We start from the raw sequence: 26,585 nt of genomic DNA, 5'->3' as shown, positions 1-26,585 counted from the left end.
TCAGCTGAGCCCGCGCATCTGCAGCACCTTGAGCGCCAGCGCGAGGTCCAGCCGCAGCTCGGGGTCGGTGGTGAACGGGCCGAGCATGCGTTCCAGCTTGCTGATGCGGTAGCGCAGCGTGTTGTAGTGGAAGTGCAGCTGCCGGGCCGCCTCGGCGACGTTGAGGTTGGTGTCGAGCAGCACCTTGAGCGTGTGCCGCAGGTCCTCCATCTCGGGGTCGTCCTCGGCGGCGAGGCCGTGCAGGGTCTCGCGGACGAAGCCGCGCAGCTCCTCGCGGTCCTCGATCTGGCTGAGCAGCCGGAACGAGCCCAGGCTGTCGAAATGTGCCAACGACCCGCGGCCGTTCATCTGCCGCCCGACGTCGACAGCGCGGCGGGCCTGCTCGTACCCGACCGGCAGGCGCGAGGGGTCGTCGACGACGCGGCTGACGCCGGTGGAGAACGAGCGCCGGCCGCCGCCACCGTCGCCGGCGACCTGGCGGACGACGTCGCGGACGGCGGATTCCGGGTCGGCTGCCCGGGGCCCCACCGGCAGCAGCGCGACCACCTCCTGCGCGAAGCCCACGACGGCGGCCTTCGGGTCCCGCCGCTGCACGACCGACTGCCACGCCACGGTGAACCGCTCCTGCACCGGCCGCAGCTGCAGCCCCGACGACGCGGCCGGCCCGCTCTCCGGGTCCAGTTCGGCCACGACGACGACGAGGTCGCGGCCGACGTCCCAGCCGAGCGACTCGCAGTGCGCCACGATCCGCTCCCGATCGCCGGCCCGGCCGGACAGCACGTCGCGCAGGAAGTCGCCGCGGTACTTGCTCTCGACGGCGGTGACGGCGAGTTGCTTGTTCACCGCCAGCGCGGCGACCGTCGCGGCCCGCTCCAGCACGTTGACGTCGGCGTCGTCGAGGGCGCGGTGCCGGGCGAACGCGACGATGCGCCCGTGGTCGACCCGGCCGGCGACGATCGACACGACGGCGTGCCAGCCGGGCACGTCCACATGGGAATGGACGCCGCCGGGCTCATACTCGGTGCGGAACCGGCCGGACGTGTCGAAGCACGGCGTGTGCCGCCATGACCCGAGGTCGTCGACGTTGCCGCCCTCGGCCAGCACCCGCCCGTCAGCCGTCGTCACCATGACCGGCACCCCGAGCACCGCGGCCGTCTTCGTGACCAGCTCGGTCAGCCCGCCCCCCTCGAGCACCACCGACAGCAGCGCGTGGTGCACCTCCCAGGACCGTTCCAGCGCCGCCGCCTGCTTGTTCAGCACGCCGGTGAGCACCTGGTTGAGGATGTCGTCGAACCCGACGGCGTCGGGCAGCAGCAACAGCGGCAGGCCGAGCCGATCAGCCTCGTGGACCATCTCCTCCGGCAGCGCGTCGAGGTAGCGATGCAGCTTGACGCCGAGCGCGGCCAGCCCGCGCGCGTCCAGCTCGGCGACGAGGCCGGGCAGGCCCTGCGGGGTGTTGCGCAGGGGGTATCCGGTCGTGAGCAGCAGCTCGTGCGGCTTCACCCACGGCAGGATGTCCGGCACCTCCATGATGTTGGCGCGCTGGACGACGCGGTCCAGGCCGTCCTCCCCCGCCAGCAGCCGCGCGCCGGCCAACGCGGGGATCTCCATCGCCTTGCGCACCGTCAACCCTGCCACGGCGCGCGACGACCACTTGCCGCCGGCCGCTGGCAACTCCGGCGAACCCGGGGCCGGATCGTTGGCAAGTTTGCCCATGCGATGACGGTAGCGGTCCCCGCTACGTTCGTGGCAGTCCCAGTTCAGGTGATCTTGGACGGAACGGAGGTCGCGAGTGCCGGCACCGACGGTCCCGACCGGGGTCCGGGCCATCCGGCCGTGGCCGGGTGACGCGTCACGGCAGGTCCTGCCGGGCGCCGCGAGCACCGCCGTCGCCGCCCTCGTGGGGGGTCCACGGCTCACCGGGGAGGTCGTGGCCGCCACCCGCACGCTGACCGCCGTCCTGGTCGACCACGGCGCCGGGCCGGTGCTGCTGTGCCTCACCGGCCCGGCCGCCGTGCGTCTGCCGTGCGCCGTCGTCACGCCGTGGCCGGTGTCCGGGCTCCGGCCCGGTCACCCGGCGCTGGTGGGCGAGGGCGAGGTGCGCATCGGCGACGAGTCCGACGGCGCCGTCGTCACCGTCGGGCGCTGGTGGCGGACGCGGCCGGCCGTCATCGGCGACGTGGCGCTGGCCCGTCAGCGCACCGCCGGACAGGTGGACCGGCCCGGGCTCGACGGTGGGGTCGTCGCTGCCGCCGGGCGGCTCGGCCTGGCGCTGCTCTGCGGTGACGACGACGAGCTCGCCGACGCGGTCGGCGGGCTGCTGGGGCTCGGCCCCGGCCTGACCCCGGCCGGCGACGACGTGCTCGCCGGCGCGCTGGTGGTCGCCACCGCCGCCGGACCGCGCGCCGCGAAACGGCTGGCCGCCGCCGTCGAGGCCGCCGGGCCACTGCACCGGACCACCGCCGTCTCCGCCGGTCTGCTGCACTACGCGGCCCGCGGGCTGGCCGTCCCGCAGCTCACCGCGTACCTGGCCGCGCTCGGCGCGGACCGCGGCGACGTCGGCGTGGCCGAGCGGCGGCTGCTCGCCGTCGGCCACACGTCAGGGGCGGCGCTGCGGCTGGGCGCGCGGGTCGCGCTGGCTGCGCTCGCGGGGACCGCGCGGTGATCAGACACGTCGAGGTGCGCGCCGGCACCTACCACGACTCAGTGACATTGATGCAGGTCAGCCAGGCGGTCCAGGGCGAGGAGGGGGTCGGCGGCGCGCTCGTCGCGATGGCCACCCAGCTCAACCTCGACCTGCTCGGCGGCATGGGCTTCGACGTGCCCACGGCGAGCCCGAACGACCTGGTCATCGGCGTGACGGCGGACGACGACGCCGCACTCGGCCGGGCGCTGGCCCGCGTGGAGTCGGCGCTGGCCGCCCGCTCGTCCGAGGACTCCGGGGCGGGTGGTTTCGGCGCCGCGGCCGCGCCGCGCACCGTCGGCTCGGCCGCCCGCCGCGACGGCGCCACCGTCGCGTTCGTCTCCACGCCGGGGCCGTACGCGTTCTCCGACGCGATGGACGCGCTGCAGCACGGCCTGCACGTCGTCGTGTTCTCCGACAACGTGCCGGTCGAGCAGGAGGTCCGGCTCAAGCAGGAGGCTCACGAGCGCGGTCTGCTGGTCATGGGGCCGGACTGCGGGACGGCAGTGGTCGGCGGCGTCGGCTTCGGGTTCGCGAACGTCGTGCGGCCGGGGCCGGTCGGCATCGTCGCGGCGTCCGGGACCGGCGCACAGCAACTGCTCGGCCTGCTCGACGGCGCGGGCGTCGGCATCAGCCACTGCCTCGGCGTCGGCGGGCGCGACCTGTCCGCCGCGGTCGGCGGCGCGTCGACCCTGGCGGCGTTGGACCTGCTGGCCGACGACGACGCGACCGAGGTCGTGGTCGTGGTGAGCAAACCGCCCGCGCCGGAGGTGGCCGACTCCGTCCGGGAGCGGGCCGAGAAGCTCGGCAAACCGGTCGTCCTCGCGCTGCTCGGACCTGGCCGGCCAGACCTCACCGCCGTCGCGCAGACCGTCGTGACCACCGCCGGCGCCGAGTGGCGCGCGCCGCGGTCGTGGCCGTCGACGGCGCCGGTCGCCGGTCCGTACCCGCACGTCCGCGGCCTGTTCGCCGGCGGCACGCTCTGCGACGAGGCGATGCTGCTGGTCAGCGCGGCGCTCGGGCCGGTGCTCTCGAACATCCCGCTGGAGCCGTCGTGGGCGCTCGAGCCGGGGCTGCCGTCCAAGGGGCACACGATGATCGACTTCGGCGACGACGAGATGACCCGCGGCCGGCCGCACCCGATGATCGACAACTCGCTGCGGATCGAGCGGCTGCTGGCCGAGGCCCGCGACCCATCGTGTGGCGTCGTCCTGCTCGACGTCGTGCTGGGCCATGGCGCGCACCCGGATCCGGCCGCCGAGCTGGCGCAGGCGATTGTCCGGGCCCGCAACGTCGCCGGGGCGCGCGGCCGTGACCTCGCCGTCGTCGTCGCGCTGATCGGCTCCGCCGACGACCCGCAGGGGCTGGAGGAGCAGGCGCGGGCGCTGCGCGACGCCGGGGCGTCAGTGCACCTGTCCAACGCCGCGGCCGCCCGGGCGGCGATCGCGCTGGTGAACGGGGGTGGCGGTGACTGATCTGCTGCGTGAGGAGCCGCGCGTCGTCAGCGCCGGCGTCGACCTGTTCGCGAACGCGCTGGCTGCCCAGGCGGTGCCGGTGACGACGGTCGACTGGCGGCCGCCGGTGGCCGGGACGGAGGACCACCTCGCCAGGGTGCTCGCCGACCCGCGGCGGCCGGACGCGAACGCGCTGGCGCTGTCCCGGATGCTCGCCGCGGGCGCCGACCTCGTCGACGTCCGTCCGGCCCGCGAGGTGCTCGGGCTCGAGTCCGGGCAGTTCCTGCACGCCGGGCCACCGATCACGTGGGAGCGGGCGTCCGGGCCGCTGCGTGGCGCGCTGATCGGTGCGGCACTGTTCGAGGGCCTGGCCGCGACGCCGTCCTCGGCTGAAGCTCTGCTGGCCGCGGGCGACGGGGTGGAATGGGCGCCGTGTCACGACAGCGGCGGTGTCGGCCCGATGGCCGGGGTCGTGTCGCCGTCGATGTGGCTGTTCGAACTGCGCGACGAGGCCACCGGGCGCACGGCGTGGTGCTCGCTGAACGAGGGCCTCGGGACGGTGCTGCGCTACGGCGCGTATGGGCCGGACGTCGTCGACCGGCTGCGCTGGATGGCGTCCGTCCTGGGGCCGCTGCTGCAGGCGGCCGTCCGCCGGCGCGAGCGGATCGACGTCAAAGGGATCATCGCGCAGATGGTCCAGATGGGCGACGAGGGCCACAACCGCAACCGCGCCGGCACGCTGATGCTGCTGCGCGACCTGCTGCCCGCGCTGGTCGATGGCGGCGCGCCGTCGTCGGACGTCGCGGCGGTGGCGGAGTTCGTCGGCGGGAACGACCACTTCTTCCTCAACCTCGTCATGCCGGCCGGGAAGCTGCAGACCTCGGCGGCCGCGGACCTCCCCGGTTGCACCGTCGTCACCACGATGGCCCGCAACGGCACCGACTTCGGCATCCAGGTGTCCGGGACCGGCGGGCGGTGGTTCACGGCGCCGGCGAGTACGCCTGAGGGCCTCTACCTGGGCGCGTTCGGCCCCGACGACGCGAACCCGGACATCGGCGACTCCGCGATCACCGAGACGATCGGGCTGGGCGGGTTCGCGATGGCCGCCGCGCCGGCGATCGTCCGGTTCGTCGGCGGGTCGGTGCCGGACGCGTTGGCGACCAGCCGGCTGATGTACGAGATCACCATCGGCGAGAACCCGGCGTACGCGATCCCGATCCTGGAGTTCCGCGGCGCACCGACCGGCATCGACGTCACGCTGGTGACCCGGACCGGCGTGTTGCCACAGATCAACACCGGGATCGCCGGCCGGGTCGCCGGGACGGGCCAGGTCGGCGCCGGCCTCGTCCAGCCCCCGATGGAGTGCTTCACGTCGGCCCTCTCCGCCCTGGCCGCCGCCGCTCCCCCACTCGCCCCACGTCCCGCTCCGGAAGTTCCGGGCTCTCCGATCCGGTCCGCGGGCGCTTCTCACGTGAGCCGCCGTGATGGGTGACGACGATCCGGGGCATGTCACCACGTTCTCTGGAGCGCACCACGCCTGCAATCGTGTTGACGCTCGAGGAAGCGTGGTGATGGCCCGACCGCAGCTTCACGGCTAGAGGTCGGCGGGAGTGTCGACGTCGAATGGGGTGCCGGTGCCGGTGCAGTCGACGGGGATCACCAGGTCGGGGTGGGCCGCCAGGAATGGACGAGCGCCGACGTCGCCCTCGGCCAGCGCCGCGACCTCGTCCCAGACGCCTCGGGACAGCAGGACGGGGTTGCCACGCACACCGTCGTAGGTCGCCACCGCGACCGACACCCCGCCAGCCGACGACGACCACGCCGCACGGAGCCGCGTCACCGCCTCCACCCCAACCCAGGGCTGGTCGACCAGGGCGACGACCACCGCCTCCGCCGCCGACCAGCTCAGTGCCCGCAGCCCGGCGCGCAGCGACGACCCCATCCCGGTCGCCCAGTCGGGGTTGTGCACGACGATCGTGCCGGGCACGGTCAGGGGAACCGCGCCGGACACCACGACCACCGGCGAGCAGCCGCCACCGGACAGCAGCCGCGCCGCGCGGTCGACCAGCCGCTCCCCCTCGTACTCGACCAGCGCCTTCGGCGCGCCGTACCGGGAGCCGGAGCCCGCCGCGAGGATGAGCCCGGCGACGTGGCCCGCGGCCTCAGCCGACATCCGCCGCGAGCGGTTCACGGTGGATCGGCCCGTTGGTGTCGCGCAGCCGACGGCCCGAACCGCCCCACCGCGACGCGATGATCTCGGCGGCGATCGACACCGCCGTCTCCTCCGGCGTCCGGGCGCCGATGTCCAGGCCCAGCGGCGACGCCAGCCGCGCCAGCTCCGCATCGGTCAAACCCTCCGACCGCAGCCGGGCCAGCCGGTCGTCGTGAGTGCGCCGCGAGCCCATGACCCCGATGTACGCGGCCGGCGTGCGGACCGCGGCGGCCAGCAGCGGCACGTCGAACTTGGGGTCGTGGGTGAGCACGCAGATCACGGTCCGCGAATCGACGGTCGTCGATGCGAGGTAGTCGTGCGGCCACTGGACCACGACCTCGTCGGCGTCGGGGAACCGGCGCGACGTCGCGAACACCGGCCTGGCATCGCACACCGTCACGTGGTAACCGAGGAACCGGCCGACCCGGACCAGCGCCGCGGCGAAGTCGATGGCCCCGAAGACCAGCATCCGCGGCCGCGGCGCGAACGACTGCACGAACACCTGGAGGTCGTCCAGCCGCCGTTCGCCGGAGGCGCCGTAGCGGCGGATACCGGTCATGCCCTGGTCGAGCATGCCGCGGGCGTCGTCGGCGACGGCGTCGTCGAGCCGCTGCCCGCCGAGGGTCCCGGCCGTGTGGTCGGGCCAGACGACCAGGTGCGCGCCGATCTGCCCCGGCCCGGCGACCACGGTCGCGACCGCGACCGGCGAGGACGCCTCGACACTCTCCGCGACCTCCACGAGCGACGGGAACGTCTCGCGGTCCACCGCCTCGACGAACACGTCAATGATCCCGCCGCAGGTCAGCCCGACCGCGAACGCGTCGTCGTCGCTGACGCCGTAGCGCTGCAGCACCGGCGGCCGGCCGGCCATGACCTCCTGCGCCAGCTCGTACACGGCGCCCTCGATGCAGCCGCCGGAGACGCTGCCGACCGCCTCGCCGGCGTGGGTGACGGCCATCGACGCGCCGGGCTGGCGGGGCGCGGACTGGAACGTGCTGACGACGGTGACCAGCCCGGTCCGCTCGCCGTCGCGGACGGCGGTCACCAGCTCCCGCATGACGTCTTGCACCGTCACGCCTCCCCTTTTCCTTGCGGGACCCGCCCCCGGCTGGGACCTCGCGGTCGGCGCCCGGCGATCCCCCAGACGAGTCGTACCCGCTCCCGCGGGTCGCGTCCGCCGAGCAGCCCGGCCAGCTCCTCCATCGCGCCGAGCGAGTGGCCGGCCACGAGCCGGTCGACGTACGGGAGCGCGGCCCGCATGCCGCCGGTACTAGGACTGTATCCGTGATATCCCCGGTGCGGATTCACCCAGACGATGCGCCGGGCCAGCCGCGCCAGCCGGGCCATCTGGGTGGCGAGCAACGCCGGGTCGCCGCGCTCCCAGCCGTCGCTGCCGATGACGACGACGGCGCCACGGGCGGTCCCGCGCTGCCCCCAGCGGTCGAGGAACTCCTTCAGCTCGTCGCCCAGCCGGGTACCGCCGCTCCAGTCGTCGATGGCCGACGATGCCGCCGCCAGCGCCGCCGCCGGCTCGCGTCGGCGCAGCTCACGCGTGACCCGCGTGAGCCGGGTCCCGACGGTGAACACCTCCGTCCCGGGACGGACCCGGCAGGCGGCGTGGGCGAAGCGCAGCAGGGTCTCGGCGTACGGCGCCATCGATCCACTGACGTCGATGAGGAAGACCAGCCGCCGCTGCCGCCGTCCGTGCCGGTGCCGCCGAAGGTCGACCGGCTCGCCGCCGTGGCGCAGCATGCTGCGGACCGTGCGGCGGGCGTCGACCGGCCCCGACGGCGACGGGCGCAGCCGGCGGGTGGTGCGGTCGGGGGCGGCCGGCAGCAGCGCGCTGACGTAGCGGCCGACCTCGGCGCGGTCCGCCGGGCCGAGCGTTGACACGTCGCGGTGCCGGAGCACCTCGACGCGGCTGGAGGTGGCGACCCACTGCCGGTCCGGATCGGCCTCGTCGCCGTCGCGGGCGCCGTCGCCCGCGTCGACCGGCAGGGCGACCAGCCGGGTGACCGGCGGGACGGTGACCCGCCGCGCCGGGCGGCCGGGCCGGCGGCCGAAGTAGGCGGCGAACACGCGGTCGTACCGCTCGACGTCCTCCGGCGACCCGCACAGCGTCACCCGCCCGGCCCAGTAGACCGATCGCAGCGAGCCGGCGCCCAGCACGTCGAGCGCCTCGAACATCGCGTGCACCCGCGTCGGCGGGACGTCGACGCCGTCCGCCGCGAGCCGCCGGGCGAACCCGAGGACGTCACGGGCCGGATCGATGGTCATGGCCGGCCGACCAGCTCCGCGACCTCGCCCATGATCCGCTCGGTGTCCTCCTGGTACTTGAGGACGGCGCCGAGCGTGCGGGTGGCGAGGTCGGGCGACAGTTCCGTCGCGCCGAGCGCCGTCAGCGCCGTCACCCAGTCGATCGACTCCGCCAGCCCGGGCGGTTTCAGCAGGTCGGCGGTGCGCAGCCGCTGCACCGCGTGGGCGACGTCTTCGGCCAGCCGTTCGCTCACGCCGGGCAGCCGCCGCCGGATGACCGCGACCTCGCGCTCGAACGTCGGGTGCGCCAGCCAGTGGTACAGGCAGCGCCGCTTGAGCGCGTCGTGCACCTCGCGGGTGCGGTTGCTGGTCACGACGACGACCGGCGGCGTCTCGGCGCGGACGGTGCCCAGCTCCGGGATCGAGATGGTGAAGTCGGACAGCACCTCCAGCAGGAACGCCTCGAACTCGTCGTCGGCGCGGTCGACCTCGTCGACCAGCAGCACCGACGGCGTCGTCTCCAGCGCCCGCAGCAGCGGCCGGGCCAGCAGGAACCGGCGGTCGTACAGCTCGTGCTCCAGCCGGTCGACGTCGGTGACGCCGGCCGCCTCGGCGGCGCGCAGGTGGAGCAGCTGGCGCGGGAAGTCCCAGTCGTACAGCGCCTGCGCGGCGTCGACTCCCTCGTAGCACTGCAGCCGGATGAGCGGCGCGCCGAGCACCTCGGCCAGCGCTTGGGCGAGCGAGGTCTTGCCCACTCCGGCCTCGCCCTCGAGGAACAGCGGCCGGCCCATCCGCAGCGCCAGGAACGCGGCCGTCGCCAGCCCTTCGTCGGCCAGATATCCCGCGGCGTCGAGCCGCCCGGCCAGGTCGCCGGGCGTCGTCACGGCGCTCTCGCTGTCCGCCATGACCCCACGTTACGCGGTCTCGATCGATCAGCGCTCCGGCTCGCGAGCGGCCGGCCGGCCGATCGTCAGGCCAGGTACAGGCCCAGCGCGTCCGCCTCGCGGCGGAGCCGGTCCGCGGCGTCGTGCCGCCCGTGGGCGTCGTAGCGGTCGGCCTCGGTGCGCCGCTCCGCCACCTGCGATCGCAGGATCGCCCGCACGTCGCCGACGGACAGCTCGCGGCGCTCCGCCTCGGCCGCGCCGAGCCCGGCGTTGGCGCCGGCGACGTGTTCGCTGTTCGCCGCCGCCAGGTCCTGGGGGAGGTCGACGGCCTCGGCGTTGTCGACGGCGGCGAGCGCGGTCCGCAACGCCGTGACCACCTCGGGCCGGCGGGCTTTCATCGCGGCGGCGAGGTCCGTGCGGAGCCTGGTCCGCAGCGCCTGCACGTCGGTGGTCATCGAGGGTCTCCGTTCGTCAGTTCCGACTCCGTGAACGTGCCGACGAGGCCGAGCAGCGCTGCGGTGTCGTCGGCGCTGCCGATGGCCACGATCTTCAGGCTCTGGCGCCGCGGGTCGTAGACGGTCTGGACGTGCAGGCGGGCGGAGTCGCCGGGCCGGCTGGCGGCCGCGGCCGTCACGAGGGTGGTCAGGCGGTCCATCGCCGGCCGGTCGACGCCGTCGACCTGCACGACGGCCGACACCTCCACCCGCGGCGCCACGGCCCGCGGGCGGGCGTGTCCCGCGGCCGTGCGGCCGCCGGTGAGCGCGTCGACGTCCTCGGCGGCGATGCGGTACTGCTTGCCGATGCGCACCGCGGGCAGCCGGCCGTCGCGCACGTAGCCGCGGACGGTGCGGACGTGCAGGCCGAGCATGGCGGCGACCTCGTCGGCGGAGTAGAGCGTTCCGGTGGTCACCGTCCCTATAGTTCCGCACACTTCCCTATCGGGCAACCGGATAAGGCATGATGCGTACGTTCCCAGCATGCCGCCGAGATCGGTCAGGAATCGAGAAGCGGCCCAGGTGCTCGCGCTTCTAGCGTGATCGCCATGGACAACGAGACCGCCAAGCAGACCCGCCCGAAGGGCACCCCCGGCCGCCTGTCGCTGTGGTTCCAGCGGCGGATGAACACCAGGACGGTCGACAAGATCCGCCGCAAGGGCCACGGCCGGATGATGGGCATGGACGTCCTCATCCTGCACACCGACGGGCGCCGGAGCGGGCAGCCGTACCAGACGCCGATCGCGTGGTACGCCGACGGCGAGGGGGCACGACTGGTCGTCGCCTCGGGCGGCGGGAGCGCGGACCCGAACTGGTACCTCAACCTGACGGCGCACCCGGACCGCGCGGCGGTGGAGCTGCCCGGCGAGCAGCCGCGGCCGGTCACGCCGCATACGCTCGACGGCGCCGACCGGGACGAGGCGTGGCAGCGCATCGTCGCCGCCAACCCGCGGTTCGCGAAGTACCAGGCCAAGAGCGAGCGCCAGTACCCGGTCGTCCGACTCACCGAGCGCTGACCCTCTGTACTGTCGGCGCGCGGTGCCAGACTCTCCACCATGAAGTACATGCTGCTGATCTGCGACGACGAAACGAGATCGCCGAGCACCGAGGAGATGGACGCCGACCCGGTGCACCAGGCGTGGGAAGCCGACCTGGCGCGCCGCGGCGCCGAGGTGTTCGGCGCCCGGTTGCGGCCGACCGCCAGCGCCACGACGGTGCGGTTCCGGAACGGCGAGACGCTGGTGTCGGACGGGCCGTTCGCCGAGACCAAGGACTTCGTCGGCGGCGTCGTGGTCGTCGACTGCGCCGACCTCGACGAGGCGATCGCCATCGCCGCCGGCCACCCGTACGCCCAATGGGGCAGCGTCGAGATCCGCCCGGTCTGGGAATGACCGCGGACCTCGACGCCGTGCGCGCCGCGGTCGACGCGGCATATCGGGAGGAGTGGGGACAGGTCGTCGCCACCCTGATCGGCCTGACCCGCGACTGGGACCTGGCGGAGGACTGCGCGCAGGAGGCGTTCGCGACCGCGCTGACGGCGTGGCCGCGCGACGGCATCCCGAGCCGGCCGGGTGCCTGGCTCACCACGACCGCGCGGCACCGCGCGACCGACCGGCTGCGCCGCGACACCGCCGGACGGGCGAAGCTGCGCCAGCTGGCCGTGCTGGCGCGGGAGCCGGACGAGCCGACGGCAGAGGAGATCCCGGACGAGCGGCTCCGGCTGATCTTCACCTGCTGCCACCCGGCCCTGCCGTTCGAGGCCAGGGTCGCCCTGACGCTGCGGACACTCGCCGGGCTGAGCACCGCCGAGATCGCCCGGGCGTTCCTCACCGCCGAGCCGGCGATGGCGCAGCGCATCGTCCGGGCGAAGCGCAAGATCGCCGACGCCGGCATCCCATACCGCGTTCCGCCGGCCGAGCTGCTGCCCGAACGGCTCGCCGCGGTCCTGGCGGTGCTGTACCTGATCTTCAACGAGGGGTACGACGAGCAGGACGGGCGCCGCGCGCTGGCCGCGGAGGCGATCCACCTCGCCCGGGTCCTGGCCCGGCTGCTGCCGGACGAGCCGGAGCCGCGCGGCCTGCTCGCGCTCATGCTGCTGCACGAGGCTCGCCGGGCGACGCGGATCGACGACGGCGTCCTCGTCCCGCTGGAGCGGCAGGACCGGTCCCGGTGGGACGGCGGGCTGATCGACGAGGGCGTCGCCGTCCTCGACCAGGCGCTGGCGATGCGCCGCCGCGGGCCATACCAGGTGCAGGCCGCGATCGCCGCCTGCCACGCCACCGCCACTGACCCGGCCGGCACCGACTGGCCGCAGATCGCGGCACTCTACGCGGAGCTCGGCCGACTGGCGCCGTCGCCGGTGGTGGAGCTCAACCGGGCCGTGGCGGTCGCGATGGCCGACGGCATCGCGGCCGGCCTCGCGCTGGTGGACGAGCTCGCGGGCTCCGGGCGGCTGGACGGGTACCACCTGCTGCCCGCGACCCGCGCCGACCTGCTCCGGCGGGACGGCCGCACTGCCGAGGCCCGCGAGGCGTACGAGGACGCGCTGCGGCTGGCGCCGTCCGAGGCCGACCGCCGCTATCTGGCCGGTCGGTTGGACGAGCTCTGACCTGCGGGAACGCAAGTTCTTCGAATTTCTTCTCCGCGAATGTCGATCCGCGGCCGGCTTCTTCGTCGGTGGGGCGACGGACCCCCTGAACGAAGGAACGACGATGTCGCACACCGAGACCCTGCCCAGGACCTCCACCGACACCGCGACCACCCGGCGGAGCAGGCCGGCGCTCGTACTCGCGCTGACCTGCGCCGCCACGGCGATGGTGGGTCTGGACACCGCCATCGTGAACGTGGCGCTGCCGTCCATCCAGCGCGACCTCGGCGCCGGCTACGGCACCCTGCAGTGGGTCGTCGTCGCATACGGCCTGCTGCTCGGCGGCTTCCTGCTGCTCGGCGGCCGGCTGGCGGACCGGCTGGGCCGCCGGCGGGTCCTCGTCGCCGGACTCGCCGTGTTCGCCGGGGCGTCGCTGGCTGCCGGCGCCGCCCACGGCGCCGGCCTGCTGATCGCGGCTCGCGGCGCGCAAGGGCTCGGCGCCGCGCTCACTGTGCCGGCCGCCCTCTCGCTGTTGGCCGTCACGTTCCCCGAGGGACGCGACCGGCACCGCGCGCTCGCGCTGGTCGGTGCCGTGGACGGCGCGGCCGGGGCGCTCGGCGTGGTGCTGAGCGGCCTGCTGACCGCCGGCCCGGGCTGGCGCTGGGCGTTCCTGCTCAACGTCCCGGTCGGGGTGGTACTCATCGCGCTGGCCACGGTGTTCCTCACCACCGACCGGGCCGGCGAGCGTACCGGCCGGCTCGACGTCGCCGGCGCGGCCACGGTGACCGGCGCCCTGCTGCTGTTCGTCTACGCGCTGCACCACGCCGCCGGCCACGGCTGGCTGGCCGGGTCGACGCTGGCGCTGTTCGCGGCCGCCGCCGCGCTGCTGGCGGCGTTCGTCCAGATCGAGCGCCGGAGCGCCGACCCGCTCGTGCCGCCGTCGACGCTGCGGAACCGGCCGCTCGTCGCCGCGAACATCACCGGGTTCCTGGCGTTCGGCGCGCTGCTGGCGTTCATCTTCATCGGATCGCTGTTGATGCAGCAGGTCCTGGGCTATTCGCCGGCGACGACCGGGCTGGCCTGGCTGGCCACGACGGTCACCATCGTCGTCGCGGCCATGGCCGGTGAGCGGCTGGTCGCGCGGGCCGGCGTGCGGGCGCCGCTGGTCATCGGCCTGTCGCTGCTCACCGTCGGCGCGCTCTGGTTGGCGCGGGTGCCCGCGGACGCCACCTATGCGACCGACGTGCTGCCGGCGTTCCTGCTGGCCGGTGTCGGCTTCGGGCTCTGCGGGCCGGCGGTGCAGATCGGCGCGCTGTCCGGCGTGTCGCGGGCGGCGTCCGGGCTGGCGTCCGGTCTGGTCGAGACCATGCGCGAGATCGGCGGCGCGGCGGGCGTCGCGACGGTGTCGGCCGTGCTCGTCGCCGGATCCGGTCTCGACGGCTTCCACACCGCGTTCGCGCTCGTCGCCGTCCTTGCCGTGCTCGGTCTGGTCGCCACCCTGGTCGGTTTCGCCCGCCGCCGGTAACCGCCTTGAGCGGGCGTCGCGCGATGGACCATCCTCATGGTCGTGACGCGAATGGACGCCGGGAGCCCGCTGCGGCGCGACCCGGCGTTCCGGTCGCTGTTCGCCGCGCGCACGATCTCCTTCCTCGGCGACTCGCTCAGCCTGGTCGCGCTGATGCTGCACGTCGCGGATACCGCGGGCCAGGCGCTCGCCGTCGCGCTGCTCCTGCTCGTCGGCGACCTCGCGCCGGCACTGCTCAGCCCGCTGGCCGGCGCGGTGAGCGACCGGTGGGACCGGCGCCGGGTGATGATCGGCTGCGAGCTGGTGCAGGCCGGGCTGCTGGCCGCGATCGCACTGTCGCTGCCGCCGTTGCCGCTGTTGCTGGCGCTGGTCGGCGTGCGGGCGGTGGCGGGGCACGTCTTCCTGCCGGCGTCGCGGGCCGCGGTCGCGACGCTCGTGTCGCCGCGCGATCAGGCGGCCGCGAACTCCGCACTCGGGCTGGCGACGAACGGCGGCGAGGCGGCCGGCCCGCTGGTCGCGGCGGCGCTGTTCCCGCTCGTCGGCGTGCGTGGTGTGCTGCTGGTCGACGCGGCGACGTTCCTGCTGTCGGCGCTGCTGCTGGTCCGGTTGCCGGCACTGCCACCGTCGCCGTCAGCCGGTTCCGAGGTGCCCGCCGGCGGCCTGCTGCGCGGCGCCCGCGACGGTGTGGCCCACCTGTGGCGGGAGCCGGCGCTGCGGATCATCGGGCTCGGCTTCTGCGCGGTCGTGGCGTTCAACGGCATCGACGACGTCGCGCTGGTCGTGCTGTCCAAGGACACCTTCGCCGCCGGCGACTCCGCGAGCGCGGCGCTGCTGGCCGCCGTCGGCATCGGGCTGTTCGCCGGCTACGCACTGCTCGCCCGATGGTCGGCGCAGGCATCGATGCTGTGGCTGCTGGTCGCCGGCTTCGCCGTCAGCAGCGTCGGGAACCTGCTGACGGGGCTGGCGTGGGCGGTCGCGGCGGCGTTCGTGCTGCAGACGGTGCGCGGCCTCGGCATCGCCGCGATGGACGTCGCGACCAACACGCTGCTGCCCCGGCTGGTGCCGGACGCGATGCTCGGCCGGGTGTTCGGCAACCTCTACGGCGCGATCGGCCTGTCCGCCGGCCTGTCGTACGTGGCCGGCGGCCTGCTGCTGGACGCGACGTCGGCGCCGGTGACGTTGGTCGTCGCCGGAGCGGGCGGCACGCTGGCCACCGTCGCCGTCGCCGCCACGCTCCCCCGCGCGCTGCGGCGCCGTCAATTCATCGGGGACTGACGTCAGACCTCGCGGCCGGCGACCAACTGCCCGGAGCCAGCAGCCCCGCCAGCCGGTCGAACTGCTCGAGGATGCCCTTGATCATGCCGGAGTCGACGGCGTAGTCGAGCACCTCCGGCGACGGGAACCTCGTCAGCCAGTACACCCGGGTGCCGCCGTCGACCTCCTCGAACGTGATGGTCTCGACGGCGGGCGGCCCGCCGGCCGGCTCCATGTCCGGCGCCGTCGTCCGCACCAGCCGTTTCGGCGGGTCGACCTCGAGGAACTCCCCCAGGAACGCGATCTCGCCGCCGTCGTACCGGTTGATCCACTTCCACCGGCCGCCGGGCCGGACGTCCAGCTCGACGACCTCGGTGGTGGTGCCGTGCGGGCCGATCCACTGCGCCAGATGCTCCGCCGTCGTCATGGCGGCCCAGACCAGCTCGCGCGGCGCGGCGAACACGCGCTCGATGAGCAGTTCCGATCCCTCGGCGACGACGGTGGTGGCGGCGTCGCCCAGCTCGCGTCGGGTCATGACCGATCTCCCTTCTGCAGGTCCGTCAGGTACTGGTCCAGCCGGTCGAGGCTGTCGCCCAAGAAGTCGCGGTACTGCTCCATCCACGTGGCGAGGTCGCGCAGCGGCTCCGGCCGCAACCGGCAGGACCGCCACTGCGCCCGTCGCGTCTGCTCGATCAAACCGGCCTTCTGCAGCACCTTCACGTGCTTGGAGATGGCCGGCAGCGACACGTCGAACGGCTCCGCCAGCTGGCCGACGGTGGCCTCGCCCCTGGTCAGCCGGGCCAGGATGGCGCGGCGGGTCGGATCGGCGAGCGCGGCGAACGTGGCGGTGAGCGGATCGGCGTCGACCGTCATTTTCCCCTCCAGTTAATTAACTATACAGGAAAGTATGGGCTGCGCCACAAAATGTCAAGCGATCGTGTGAACCGGACGGCACCGGCGCGCGTCATAGGGGCACGGGCCGGATCGGCGGAGGGTTGCCGACCCATGCGAGGTCCCGTGACCGTGACGATGCTCCCGACGCTGGGCGGCTGCGGGCTCAGCGATCGTTGGCAGCACACGAGTGACCGCCTGTGCGGCGCCGGTCACCACGGTCACGCCTCCGCCGTCCGGCCCGGCCAGCACTGCGACGCCGCCTGCCGTCCCGCTACCCTCCGGAGCATGGAGGTGCCGGACCGGCTGGACGAGGCCGGACTGCTGGCGGCCGCCCGCGACGGCGACTCGACGGCGTTCGACCAGCTGGTCGGGCCGTACCGGCGGGAGCTGACGGCGCACTGCTACCGGATGCTCGGCTCCGTGCAGGACGCCGAGGACGCCGTGCAGGAGTCGCTGCTCAGCGCGTGGCGCGGGCTGGGCGGGTTCGCCGGCCGCAGCTCGCTGCGCACCTGGCTGTACCGCATCGCGACGCACGCGAGTCTGCGGCTGCACTCGAAACGGCCACGACGGCTGGTCTCCCCTGACCACGGCCCGGCCCGCCGCGACACCTCAGACCTGGGCGAGCCGGTGCTCGGACCGGTCTGGCTGGAGCCCTTCCCGACCGCCGGCGACGTTCCGGCCGGCGGGTGGGATCCCGCCGAGGCGTACGTCGAGCGCGAGGGCGTCGAGCTGGCGTTCGTCGCGGCGCTGCAGCACCTGCCGGCGACGCAGCGGGCCGTCCTGATCCTGCGCGACGTGCTGCGGTACTCCGCGGCGGAGGTGGCCGACCTGCTCGACACCACGCCCGCGTCGGTGAACAGCGCGCTGCAGCGCGCCCGTGCCTCCGTCGGCGACCGCCTGCCCGCCGTCAGCCAGCGTGACGAGCTGTCCGCGCTCGGAGCGGAGGGCCGGCGGGAGCTTGTCGACGCGTTCGTCGCCGCCTGGGAGCGGGCCGACGTGCCGGCGCTGCTCGCACTGCTGGCCGAGGACGCCCGGTTCACCATGCCGCCGCTGCCCGCCTGGTTCGACGGCCGCGCCGATGTCGGCCGGTTCCTCGCCGAGCGGGTGTTCGAGACGCCGTGGAAGCTGCGGCCGGCCTGGTTCAACGGCCAGCCCGGGTTCGCCTGCTACCGGCGCGATCCTTCGGACGGCATGTTCCGGCTGAGCGCGGTGAATGTGCTGAGCATCCGGGACGGGCTGGTCACGCACCTCAGCTCGTTCATCGACCCCGAACTGCTGCCCCTTCTCGGCCTACCCGCCGACCCACCCTGACCGCGCCGGCTCACCGTCCACGCGACCGGCCACCCGAGTTGATCATGGAGAAATCGGGCTTCCCAGCGGCTGGGAAGCCCGATTTCTCCATGATCAACGCCGCGTCCGTGACCGCCTTGTCGCACTAAGTAACGGTACGTCCACTGACCTGCGCCGACGCGACAAGGCAAATCACGCAGATTCTTCCCGCCGCGTGCAACCGATCGCCACGCTGAGGAGTGATTGATGGTGAGAGCCGATACCCGGCCACGGGGGCCGCGTGCGGCGACGTCAGGAGGTCCACCATGATCATCCGGCACCGGCTCCGGCGGGCGGCGATCGCGCTCGCCACGGCCACCATCGTTCCGCTCGCCCTGCTCGCCACCACTACGCCCGCTGAGGCCGCCACGACCTACAAGGGCCGCGTCACCACGGGCGTGAACGTCCGCAGCGCGCCCACCTCGTACGCCCCGAAGGTCGGCTCTTACGCCAAGGGCGCCACCATCACCATCCAGTGCAAGGTGTACGGCCCGACGGTCAGCGGGAACAGCCTCTGGTACAAGCTGGCGAACGGCCGCTGGGTGAGTGCCCGCTACGTCGCCAACATCGGCGCCGCGCCGCGCTTCTGTGGCGACGGCCACGAGTACACCGGCCGGGTGTCGTCGTCGACGTCGCTCGCCGTGCGCAGTGGCCCGCACACGTCCAACACCAAGGTCAGCTCCGCCCCGCGCGGCGCGACCCTGTCGATCGTCTGCAAGGTCGACTCGCAGAGCATCGACGGCAACCGGCGCTGGTACCAGCTGACCGGCGACGGCGGCGGCCAGTGGGTGTCGGCCCGTTACGTGACGAACGTCGGCTCCGCTCCGCCGTACTGCTGAGCTCTCCCAGGCCCTCGAGCGTCGTCGGCCCGGGCATGGCCGCAGCCACGGTCGCCCTAGCTCGACGCCTTGCACCGACGATGTCGAGGAGGCCTCCGGCCCCCTCTCATCGCCGGTCTGCCCGGCCCCCCTAGGGAAGACGACGGCGCCGCCCACGACGAACCGGGCGGCGCCGTCCCGCGCTCAGGACCGCGCCGGGGTCCGCGCCCGCACCCCGAGCAGCGTGAACGCCAGCGCACCGGCGGCCGTGATCGCCAGCAGCGTCAGCCCCACCCCGTAGCCGGCCAGCAGCAGCTCGTACGTGGCGCCCATGACCAGTGGCGGGAAGAACCCGCCGAGCCCGCCCGCCGCGCCGACGACGCCGGTGACGGTGCCGACCCGCTCCGGCGGCGCCAGCGTGGCGACCCAGGCGAACACGCCGCCGGTGCCGAGGCCGAGGAAGAACGCGAGCGCGACGAACGCGATCCCGGCCGGCACCTCGACCGGCGGCTGGAACGCGACGACGATCGCCAGCACGACGGTGCCGGCCAGCGAGATCGCGACGACCGACCGCGGGCCGATACGGTCGGACAGCACTCCGCCGACCGGCCGCGCGACGACGGCGGCCAGCGCGAAGCCGGCGGTACGGGTCCCGGCCGCCGTCAGGTCGAAGTCGTAGATGTCATTGAGGTAGGTCGGCAGGTAGGTCGAGAACGCGACGAACCCGCCGAACGCGACCGCGTACAGGAACGACATCTGCCACGTCACCGGCAGCCGGACCGCCGCCGCCAGCTTCGGCACCACGGGCGCGGCGTTCGGCGCCCACGTCGGCGCGTCCCGCATGAGCGCCCAGCACACCGCCGCCATCGCCACCAGCGCGGCCGCCACGATGACGTGCGTCGCGACGTAGCCGAACCAGTCGACGAACCGTGGCGTGAAGAACGCTGACAACGCCGTCCCGCCCATCCCGGCGCCGAACACGCCGGTCGCGAAGCCCCGCCGCGACTGCTCGTACCAGGCGTTGACGAACGGGATGCCGACGGCGAACGTCGTGCCGGCGAGGCCGAGGAAGAACCCGAACACCAGCAGTAGCGCGTACGACTCCGCCTCGCCGGCCGCCGCCACGAGCAGCACGAACGGCGCCGACGCCACCATGAGAACGGGGAACATCAGCCGGCCGCCGACCCGGTCGGTGAGCGCGCCGGCCAGGATCCGGCCGACCGACCCCACCAGCACGGGCGTCGCCACCAGCAGCGACTTCTGCCCGGCCGATAGGTCGAGCTCGCCGGTGTAGCGCACACCGAGCGGCGCCACCATGTTCCACGCCCAGAAGCTGACGGCGAACGCGACGGTCGCCAGCACCAGGTTGCGGGTCTGGCCCCGCCGGACGTCGTCGGTGGTCATCGGCGCCTCCCTCAGCGGTCCCGGTCGCGGCTGCCGACGGGCTCCCAGCCGCGGCGCCGCGGACCGGCGGTCGGCCGCCGCCCGGCGTCGCGGCTGCGGTAGACGATGTACGGCCGGAACAGGTAGTGGACGGGCGCGGTGAACGCGTGCACCAGCCGGGTGAACGGCCAGATCGCGAACAGCAGCATGCCGACCAGCGTGTGGACGTGGAACTCCACCGGCGCGGCGGCCATCGAGTCGACGTCGGGCTGCAGCACGAACAGCGACCGGAACCACGGCGACACCGACTCACGGTAGTCATGCGCCTCCGACCCGGCGCCGACGCTGACCAGCGTCGTCCACAGGCCCAGCGCGATCGCGGCTCCAAGTACGACGTACATCGCCTTGTCGTTGCGGGTGGTGGCCATGAAGACCGGCCCGGTCCGTCGTCGTCGGTAGATCAGGATCGCGATGCCGGCCAGCGTGCAGACGCCGGCGATCCCGCCGAACAGCAGCGCGTTGAAGTGGTACAGCCCCTCGCTGACGCCTGCCGCCTCGGTCCACGACTCCGGGACCACCAGCCCGCCGACGTGCCCGATGATCACGACCAGGATGCCGAAATGGAACAGCGGCGACCCGATGCGCAGCAGCCTCGACTCGTAGAGCTGCGACGACCGCGTCGTCCAGCCGAACTTGTCGTACCGGTAGCGCCAGATGGACCCGGCGACCAGCACGACCACCATGAGGTACGGCAGCACACCCCACAGGACGGTGTTCACGGCCGGCTCCTGTACGGCTCCAGCTGCACCGTCTCCAGACCGACGGTCTCGACCGGCGGCGGACCGGCCTGGGCGTGGACGGCGGCGCGGTCCGGCGGCGACTCCCCCGGCAACGTCGCGCAGACGGCGGCGACCCCGTCGGCGTACGGCGTGCCGAGGTCGAGCAGCGCGAACCGGAGCAGCTCGAGGCTCGGCCGGTACTCCTGGAGCAGCGCGGCGCCGGCGGCGGGGTCGGCGATCGCGGCGAACTCCAGCACGGTCGGCAGGTGGTCGGGCAGTTCCCCGTGCAGGTCGACGACGAACCCGCTGGCCCGGTAGGCGGCCTTGAACCGAGCCAGCACCTCGCCGCGCCGCCGGGTGTCGCCGTCGGTCCAGTACGACAGGTGCAGCGCCCGGTCCCGGCTCAGGTCGAAGACGTCGACGTAGTCGCGCTGCAGGTCCGCGAGCGGCCGCCCGGCCAGGTGCTCGACCAGCACCCCGAGGTGCGCGACGGCGTCCGACTGCGGCTGCTCGGCCAAAGCCCGGCCCAGAAGCGGGAGCCGCTTCCTCAGCGTGGCTTCCGGGTAGTCCAGGCACCACGAGGCGACCTGGTGCACGACCCGATGGTCGGCGGCGCGGTCCCGTCGGCGGCCGATCACGACGCAGCGTCCTTCGGCGGCGGAAACAGGCCCTCCGGCCGGCCGTTGCCGTCCCAGTTGAGCAGGTTGACCCTGCCGTGCAGGTCGCCCGGCGGCGCGTCGCTGGTCTGCCGCTGCCGCAATGCGTGGAACGTCTCGACGGCGACCGGCACCGGCCGCCCGCTGGCCTCGCCGAACGGGCCGGACTCGTACATGCCGGGGCCATCCTCGACGTCGAGCGCACAGCCGATCTCCTCGAGGTCGTGTGCCTGCTCGGCGTGAGCGGTCGGGATGACGTAGCGCTCGTCGTACTTGGCGATCGCCATCAGCCGGTACATCTCGTACAGCGACTCCTCGGTCATCCCGACCGACGCCGGGATGGACGGGTCGGGGTCGCGGCCGAGCGTCACGTCGCGCATGTAGGCCCGCATGGCGGCGAGCTTGCGCAGCACCGCCGTCACCGTCGACGTCCGGCCGGCGGTGAACAGCTCGGCGAGGTACTCGACCGGGATCCGCAGCGCCTCGATCGCGCCGAACAGCGTCGCGCGGTCCTCGGCGTCGTGGCCCTGCGACGACAGCAGGTCGACCACCGGCGACAGTGGCGGCACGTACCAGACCATCGGCATCGTCCGATACTCCGGGTGCAGCGGCAGCGCGACGCGGTACGTCTTGGCCAGCGCATAGACGGGCGAGCGCCGGGCCGCGTCGATCCAGTCGTCCGGGATCCCGTCCGCCCGCGCCGCCGCGACCACCGCGGGGTCCGACGGGTCGAGCATGAGGTCCAGCTGCGCCTCGTAGAGGTCCTGCGGATCGGGCGTCGACGCGGCCGCGGTGACGGCGTCGGCGTCGTACAGGAACAGGCCGAGGTAGCGCAGCCGCCCCACGCAGGTCTCCGAGCACACCGTCGGCAGCCCGACCTCGACCCGCGGGTAGCAGAACGTGCACTTCTCCGCCTTGCCGGAGCGGTGGTTGAAGTAGATCTTCTTGTACGGGCAGCCGGTGACGCACTGCCGCCAGCCGCGGCAGCGGTCCTGGTCGACCAGCACAATGCCGTCCTCGCTGCGCTTGTAGATGGCGCCGGACGGGCACGAGGCCATACACGACGGGTTCAGGCAGTGCTCGCAGATGCGCGGCAGGTAGAACATGAACGTCCGCTCGAACTCGAAGCGGATCTTCTCCTCCGACTCGCGCCGCACCTTCTCGACGACGGGGTCGAGGTGGCCGAGCTGGCTGGTGCCGCCGAGGTTGTCGTCCCAGTTCGCCGACCACGTGACCTTGGTGTCCTCGCCGGTGATCAGCGACTTCGGCCGCGCGACCGGGAAGTCGTCGCCCAGCGGGGCCTCGGTGAGCGTGCGGTAGTCGTAGGTCCACGGCTCGTAGTAGTCGGCCAGCTCCGGCTGCACCGGGCTGGCGAAGATGCCGAGCAGCCGCCGCAGCCGCCCACCGGTGCGCAGCTCGAGGTTGCCCCGCTTGTTCAGCGTCCAGCCGCCGCGCCAGCGGTCCTGGTCCTCGTAGCGTCGGGGGTAGCCCTGGCCCGGCCGGGTCTCGACGTTGTTGAACCAGACGTACTCCGTGCCGGCCCGATTGGTCCACGCCTGCTTGCAGGTGACCGAGCAGGTGTGGCACCCGATGCACTTGTCGAGGTTCATCACCATCGCCAGCTGCGCCAGCACCCGCATCAGTACGTCACCTCCTGGGACCGCTTGCGAATGGTCGAGACCATGTCGCGCTGGTTCCCCGTCGGGCCGAAGTAGTTGAACGTGTACGACAATTGGGCGTAGCCGCCGATCAGGTGAGTCGGCTTCACCAGCAGCCGGGTGACGGAGTTGTGGATGCCGCCGCGCCGCCCGGTCGCCTCGGACTTCGGGACGTCGATGGTGCGCTCCTGCGCGTGGTACACGTAGACGACGCCGGCCGGCATCCGGTGCGAGACGATGGCCCGCCCGACGAAGACGCCGTTGGCGTTGACGCACTCGACCCAGTCGTTGTCGCTGACGTCGATGGCACCGGCGTCGGCCGGGCTCATCCACACCACCGGGCCGCCGCGCGACAGCGACAGCATCAGCAGGTTGTCCTGGTACTCGGAGTGGATCGACCACTTCGAGTGCGGGGTCAGGTAGCGGACGGTGACCTGGCTGGAGCCGTCGGGGCCCAGCCTCGGCTCGCCGAAGAGGCGGTGCAGGTCCAGCGGCGGACGGTAGATCGGCAGCGCCTCGCCGTATTCCAGCATCCAGTCGTGGTCGAGGTAGAAGTGCATGCGGCCAGTGAGCGTGTGGAACGGCTTGAGCCGCTCGATGTTGACGGTGAACGGCGCGTACCGGCGACCGCCGGTCTCCGAGCCGGACCACTCCGGCGAGGTGATGACGGGGACCGGCGCGGTCTGAGTGTCGGCGAAGCTGATCCTGCGTTCTTCCGAGCCCTCGGCGAGGTCGGCCAGCGGCTTGCCGACGCGTTCCTCCAGCGTGCGGAAGCCCTGGACGGCCAGCTCGCCGTTCGTCGTCCCCGAGTAGGTGAGGATCGCCTGGGCCAGCTTCTCGTCGGTGTCGATGGCCGGGCGCCCGTCCGCCGCCCCGCCGAGCATGACGCCGTTGCTTCGTGCGAGCCGGATGGTCTGCTCCTCCAGCCGGTAGGTGACGTTCTTGACGGTGAAACCGAGGGTGTCGGCGAGCGGGCCGACGGCGGCCAGCTTGTCCGCGATGGCGGTGTAGTCGCGCTCGACGACGGTGAAGACCGGCATGGTGCGGCCGGGTGTGCCGGGTCGGCCGCTGGAGCGCCAGTCGGTGACACGGCCGCCGGGCTGGGCCGTCTCGCCCGGGGTGTCGTGCTGGAGCGGGACGCTGACGAGGTCGCGACGTGTTCCCAGGTGGGTTCGTGCCAGGTCGGAGAGCTTGCGGGCCAGCAGGTGGAACGCGTCGAAGTCGGTCTTCGCCTCCCACGGCGGGTCGATGGCCGGGGTGAACGCGTGCACGAACGGGTGCATGTCCGTCGACGAGAGGTCGTGCTTCTCGTACCAGGTGGCGGCCGGCAGCACGACGTCGGAGAGCAGCGTCGTCGACGTCATGCGGAAGTCCGCCGACAGCAGCAGGTCGAGCTTGCCCTCCGGCGCCTCGTCGTGCCAGCGGACGTGTTCGGGACGCGGCGCAGCTGGGTTCTCCGTACCCATGACGTTCGAGTGGGTGCCGAGCAGGTGCTTGAGGAAGTACTCGTTGCCCTTCGCCGACGACCCCATGAGGTTCGACCGCCACAGCACCAGCGTCCGCGGCCAGTTCCGCGGCGCGTCGACGTCCTCGATGGCGGCCGTGAGGCGGCCGTCGTGGAGCGCTTCGGCGACGTAGGTCGCGGCGTCAGGGGCCGTGCCGGCGTTGACGGCGGCGACGGCGTCCTCGGCGACCTGCAGGGGGTTGACGTCGAACTGGGGGTAGAACGGCATCCAGCCGATCCGCGCGGACAGGGCGATGGCGTCGGCGGTGTGCTGTCCGTTCTCGTCGGCCCGGGTCGTACTCAGCGGTGAGGCGAGCGACGCCGTCGAGTAGCCGTCGTTCCGCCACTGGCCGGTGTGCATGTACCAGTACGCCGTCCCGATCATGGTGCGCGGTGGGCGGGACCAGTCCAGCGCGTTGGCCAGCGAGATCCAACCGGTGACGGGGCGGCACTTCTCCTGGCCGACGTAGTGCGCCCAGCCGCCGCCGTTGCGGCCCATGCAGCCGGTGAGGATCAGCAACGCGAGGATGGCGCGGTACGTCGCGTCGCCGTGGAACCACTGGCAGACGCCGGCGCCGAGGATGATCACCGAGCGGCCGCCGGACTCCTCGGCGTTGGTGGCGAACTCGCGGGCGATGCGGATGCACTGCTCCGCCGGGACGCTGGTGATCTCCGCCTGCCACGCCGGCGTGTACGGCGTCGCGGCGTCGTCGTAGCCGGTCGGCCACTCCCCCGGCAGGCCTGCTCTCTGCACGCCGTACTGGGCGAGCATGAGGTCGAGCACCGTCGTCACCAGGTGGCCGCCGACCCGGCGAACCGGCACGCCGCGGCGCAGCACGTCGCCGGAACCGTCCGGTGCGGTGAAGGCCGGCAGCAGCACCTCGACCACCTCGTCTTCGGCGCCCGGGGCGCCGGCCATGGTGAGCGCGGGGGTCACCCCGTCGAGGTCGAGGTTCCAGCGGCCCTTACCGGACTCGGCGTACCGGAAGCCGATCGAGCCGTTCGGGACGACCGGCTCACCGGTGCCCTCGTCCAGGACGACGGTCTTCCATGCGTCTTCGTCGGCGGCGTGTCCGAGGTCCGCCGCCGTCAAGAACTTGCCCGGCACGAGCCCGCCGCTGTCGCCGTCGCCGTCGTGCGGCTCGAGCCGGATGAGCATCGGCAGGTCGGTGTAGGTGCGAATGTAGTCGGCGAAGAACGGTGTGGTCTTGTCGACGAAGTGCTCCTTGAGCACGACGTGGCCCATGGCCATCGCCAGTGCGGCATCGGTGCCCGCCTGGGCCGGCAGCCACTCGTCGGCGAACTTCGTGTTGTCGGCGTAGTCGGGGCTGACGGTGACGACCTTCGTGCCGCGGTAGCGGACCTCGGCCATCCAGTGCGCGTCGGGCGTCCGCGTGACCGGGACGTTCGAGCCCCACATCATCAGGTACGTCGCGTCCCACCAGTCCCCCGACTCCGGCACGTCCGTCTGGTCGCCGAAGACCTGCGGGCTGGCCACCGGGAGGTCGGCGTACCAATCGTAGAAGGACGTCATCACGCCGCCGATGAGCTGCATGAACCGCGTCCCGACGGCGTGCGACACCATCGACATCGCCGGGATGGGCGAGAAGCCGGCGCAGCGGTCCGGCCCGTACTCCTTGATCGTGTGCACGTGCGCCGCGGCGGCGATCTCGATCGCCTCGTCCCAGCTGGCGCGGACCAGCCCGCCCTTGCCCCGTGCCCGCTGGTAGCGCCGGCGCTTCTCGTCGTCGCCGGTGATCTCGGCCCAGGCCAGGACGGGGTCGCCGAGGCGCCGGCGGGCCTCGCGATACATCTCGAGCAGGACGCCGCGCACGTACGGGTACCGCACGCGGGTCGGCGAGTAGGTGTACCAGGAGAACGCCGCGCCCCGCGGGCAGCCCCGCGGCTCGTACTCGGGCCGGTCCGGGCCGACCGACGGATAATCGGTCTGCTGGGTCTCCCACGTGATGATGCCGTCCTTGACGTACACCTTCCACGAGCACGACCCCGTGCAGTTGACTCCGTGGGTCGACCGGACGACCTTGTCGTGGCTCCACCGGTCCCGATAGAACACGTCGCCCTGCCGGCCGCCCTCCCGGAACACGACCCGGCCGTCGTCGGACTCGTCCCAGCGGCTGAAGAAACGGCCCGCCTTCAGCAAGGCGGCCGACGCCGGTCCGTCTACCCCTGGTCCCGGCGCCGGCGCGGCCATCTG

General features: G+C 73.3%; 24 protein-coding genes. 10 read left to right on the top strand and 14 right to left on the bottom strand.

Features of this window, described 5'->3' with window-relative positions:
* The gene (locus tag E1262_RS06700; protein WP_132102358.1) at positions 1–1,716 is read right to left on the bottom strand and encodes a PucR family transcriptional regulator; all 1,716 of its coding nucleotides are present in this window, start codon (positions 1,714–1,716) and stop codon (positions 1–3) included.
* Positions 1,717–1,792: 76 nt separating this feature from the next.
* Here E1262_RS06700 and E1262_RS06695 point away from each other — a divergent pair, with 76 nt between their 5' ends.
* From E1262_RS06695 to E1262_RS06685, 3 genes are read left to right on the top strand one after another with little or no spacing between them, the layout of a single operon-like run.
* Positions 1,793–2,665, top strand: a complete 873-nt coding sequence (locus E1262_RS06695; RefSeq protein WP_132102357.1) for an oxamate carbamoyltransferase subunit AllH family protein — start codon at positions 1,793–1,795, stop codon at positions 2,663–2,665.
* The gene (locus E1262_RS06690; RefSeq protein ID WP_203453631.1) at positions 2,662–4,158 is read left to right on the top strand and encodes a hypothetical protein; all 1,497 of its coding nucleotides are present in this window, start codon (positions 2,662–2,664) and stop codon (positions 4,156–4,158) included. The genes E1262_RS06695 and E1262_RS06690 overlap by 4 nt, the downstream gene beginning before the upstream one ends.
* Entirely contained in the window at positions 4,151–5,629 is a 1,479-nt protein-coding gene (locus E1262_RS06685; protein ID WP_132102356.1) for a YlbE family protein, read from the top strand. The genes E1262_RS06690 and E1262_RS06685 overlap by 8 nt, the downstream gene beginning before the upstream one ends.
* A 102-nt stretch (positions 5,630–5,731) precedes the next feature.
* On the opposite strand, the gene E1262_RS06680 is transcribed toward E1262_RS06685, so the two are convergent.
* The 6 genes from E1262_RS06680 to E1262_RS06655 form a co-directional block, all read right to left on the bottom strand.
* Positions 5,732–6,310, bottom strand: a complete 579-nt coding sequence (locus E1262_RS06680) for a nucleotidyltransferase family protein (protein WP_132102447.1) — start codon at positions 6,308–6,310, stop codon at positions 5,732–5,734.
* Entirely contained in the window at positions 6,300–7,418 is a 1,119-nt protein-coding gene (locus E1262_RS06675; RefSeq protein ID WP_132102446.1) for an XdhC family protein, read from the bottom strand. Before E1262_RS06675 ends, E1262_RS06680 begins: the two co-directional genes overlap by 11 nt.
* Before the next feature lie 2 nt (positions 7,419–7,420).
* Entirely contained in the window at positions 7,421–8,626 is a 1,206-nt protein-coding gene (locus E1262_RS06670; protein WP_132102355.1) for a vWA domain-containing protein, read from the bottom strand.
* Positions 8,623–9,510 (bottom strand): AAA family ATPase, encoded by an 888-nt coding sequence (locus E1262_RS06665; RefSeq protein WP_132102354.1) that lies wholly within the window; start codon positions 9,508–9,510, stop codon positions 8,623–8,625. Before E1262_RS06665 ends, E1262_RS06670 begins: the two co-directional genes overlap by 4 nt.
* Positions 9,511–9,575: 65 nt before the next feature.
* Positions 9,576–9,944, bottom strand: coding sequence for a GatB/YqeY domain-containing protein (locus E1262_RS06660; protein WP_132102353.1), 369 nt, complete (start codon positions 9,942–9,944; stop codon positions 9,576–9,578).
* On the bottom strand, positions 9,941–10,399 hold the full coding sequence (locus E1262_RS06655) for a helix-turn-helix domain-containing protein (protein WP_203453630.1): 459 nt from the start codon (positions 10,397–10,399) through the stop codon (positions 9,941–9,943). The genes E1262_RS06660 and E1262_RS06655 overlap by 4 nt, the downstream gene beginning before the upstream one ends.
* Before the next feature lie 132 nt (positions 10,400–10,531).
* Between E1262_RS06655 and E1262_RS06650 the strand changes: the two genes are divergently transcribed.
* From E1262_RS06650 to E1262_RS06630, 5 genes are all read left to right on the top strand, one after another.
* Positions 10,532–10,999, top strand: coding sequence for a nitroreductase family deazaflavin-dependent oxidoreductase (locus tag E1262_RS06650; RefSeq protein ID WP_132102351.1), 468 nt, complete (start codon positions 10,532–10,534; stop codon positions 10,997–10,999).
* 39 nt (positions 11,000–11,038) lie between these two features.
* A complete protein-coding gene (locus E1262_RS06645; protein ID WP_132102350.1) occupies positions 11,039–11,374 on the top strand; it encodes a YciI family protein in 336 nt (111 codons plus the stop codon).
* Positions 11,371–12,591, top strand: a complete 1,221-nt coding sequence (locus E1262_RS06640) for an RNA polymerase sigma factor (protein WP_132102349.1) — start codon at positions 11,371–11,373, stop codon at positions 12,589–12,591. Before E1262_RS06645 ends, E1262_RS06640 begins: the two co-directional genes overlap by 4 nt.
* A 103-nt stretch (positions 12,592–12,694) precedes the next feature.
* The gene (locus tag E1262_RS06635; protein ID WP_132102348.1) at positions 12,695–14,095 is read left to right on the top strand and encodes an MFS transporter; all 1,401 of its coding nucleotides are present in this window, start codon (positions 12,695–12,697) and stop codon (positions 14,093–14,095) included.
* Positions 14,096–14,146: 51 nt separating this feature from the next.
* Complete coding sequence (locus tag E1262_RS06630; RefSeq protein ID WP_132102445.1) at positions 14,147–15,370, top strand: MFS transporter; 1,224 nt, start codon at positions 14,147–14,149, stop codon at positions 15,368–15,370.
* Here E1262_RS06630 and E1262_RS06625 read toward each other — a convergent pair.
* Positions 15,357–15,884, bottom strand: coding sequence for an SRPBCC domain-containing protein (locus tag E1262_RS06625; RefSeq protein WP_132102347.1), 528 nt, complete (start codon positions 15,882–15,884; stop codon positions 15,357–15,359). The genes E1262_RS06630 and E1262_RS06625 overlap by 14 nt on opposite strands.
* Positions 15,881–16,222 (bottom strand): ArsR/SmtB family transcription factor, encoded by a 342-nt coding sequence (locus E1262_RS06620; protein ID WP_132102346.1) that lies wholly within the window; start codon positions 16,220–16,222, stop codon positions 15,881–15,883. Before E1262_RS06620 ends, E1262_RS06625 begins: the two co-directional genes overlap by 4 nt.
* 306 nt (positions 16,223–16,528) lie before the next feature.
* Here E1262_RS06620 and E1262_RS06615 point away from each other — a divergent pair, with 306 nt between their 5' ends.
* Both E1262_RS06615 and E1262_RS06610 read left to right on the top strand, forming a co-directional pair.
* On the top strand, positions 16,529–17,554 hold the full coding sequence (locus E1262_RS06615; RefSeq protein WP_132102345.1) for an RNA polymerase subunit sigma-70: 1,026 nt from the start codon (positions 16,529–16,531) through the stop codon (positions 17,552–17,554).
* A gap of 284 nt (positions 17,555–17,838) precedes the next feature.
* Positions 17,839–18,411, top strand: coding sequence for an SH3 domain-containing protein (locus E1262_RS06610; protein WP_132102344.1), 573 nt, complete (start codon positions 17,839–17,841; stop codon positions 18,409–18,411).
* Between the two features lie 183 nt (positions 18,412–18,594).
* On the opposite strand, the gene E1262_RS06605 is transcribed toward E1262_RS06610, so the two are convergent.
* The 5 genes from E1262_RS06605 to E1262_RS06585 are packed head-to-tail and all read right to left on the bottom strand — an operon-like array spanning position 18,595 to position 26,582.
* Positions 18,595–19,794 (bottom strand): MFS transporter, encoded by a 1,200-nt coding sequence (locus tag E1262_RS06605; RefSeq protein WP_132102343.1) that lies wholly within the window; start codon positions 19,792–19,794, stop codon positions 18,595–18,597.
* 11 nt (positions 19,795–19,805) lie between these two features.
* Complete coding sequence (narI, locus tag E1262_RS06600; RefSeq protein WP_132102342.1) at positions 19,806–20,552, bottom strand: respiratory nitrate reductase subunit gamma; 747 nt, start codon at positions 20,550–20,552, stop codon at positions 19,806–19,808.
* Entirely contained in the window at positions 20,549–21,190 is a 642-nt protein-coding gene (gene narJ, locus E1262_RS06595) for a nitrate reductase molybdenum cofactor assembly chaperone (protein ID WP_132102341.1), read from the bottom strand. The genes narI and narJ overlap by 4 nt, the downstream gene beginning before the upstream one ends.
* Positions 21,187–22,848: a nitrate reductase subunit beta gene (gene narH / locus E1262_RS06590; RefSeq protein ID WP_132102340.1), complete on the bottom strand. Its 1,662-nt coding sequence runs from the start codon at positions 22,846–22,848 to the stop codon at positions 21,187–21,189. The genes narJ and narH overlap by 4 nt, the downstream gene beginning before the upstream one ends.
* The gene (locus E1262_RS06585) at positions 22,848–26,582 is read right to left on the bottom strand and encodes a nitrate reductase subunit alpha (RefSeq protein WP_132102339.1); all 3,735 of its coding nucleotides are present in this window, start codon (positions 26,580–26,582) and stop codon (positions 22,848–22,850) included. The genes narH and E1262_RS06585 overlap by 1 nt, the downstream gene beginning before the upstream one ends.
* Positions 26,583–26,585: the final 3 nt, after the last annotated feature.

The sequence above is a fragment of the Jiangella aurantiaca genome (assembly GCF_004349105.1).
GTDB lineage: Bacteria > Actinomycetota > Actinomycetes > Jiangellales > Jiangellaceae > Jiangella > Jiangella aurantiaca.
This window is presented reverse-complemented; position numbering and strand designations above follow the sequence as displayed.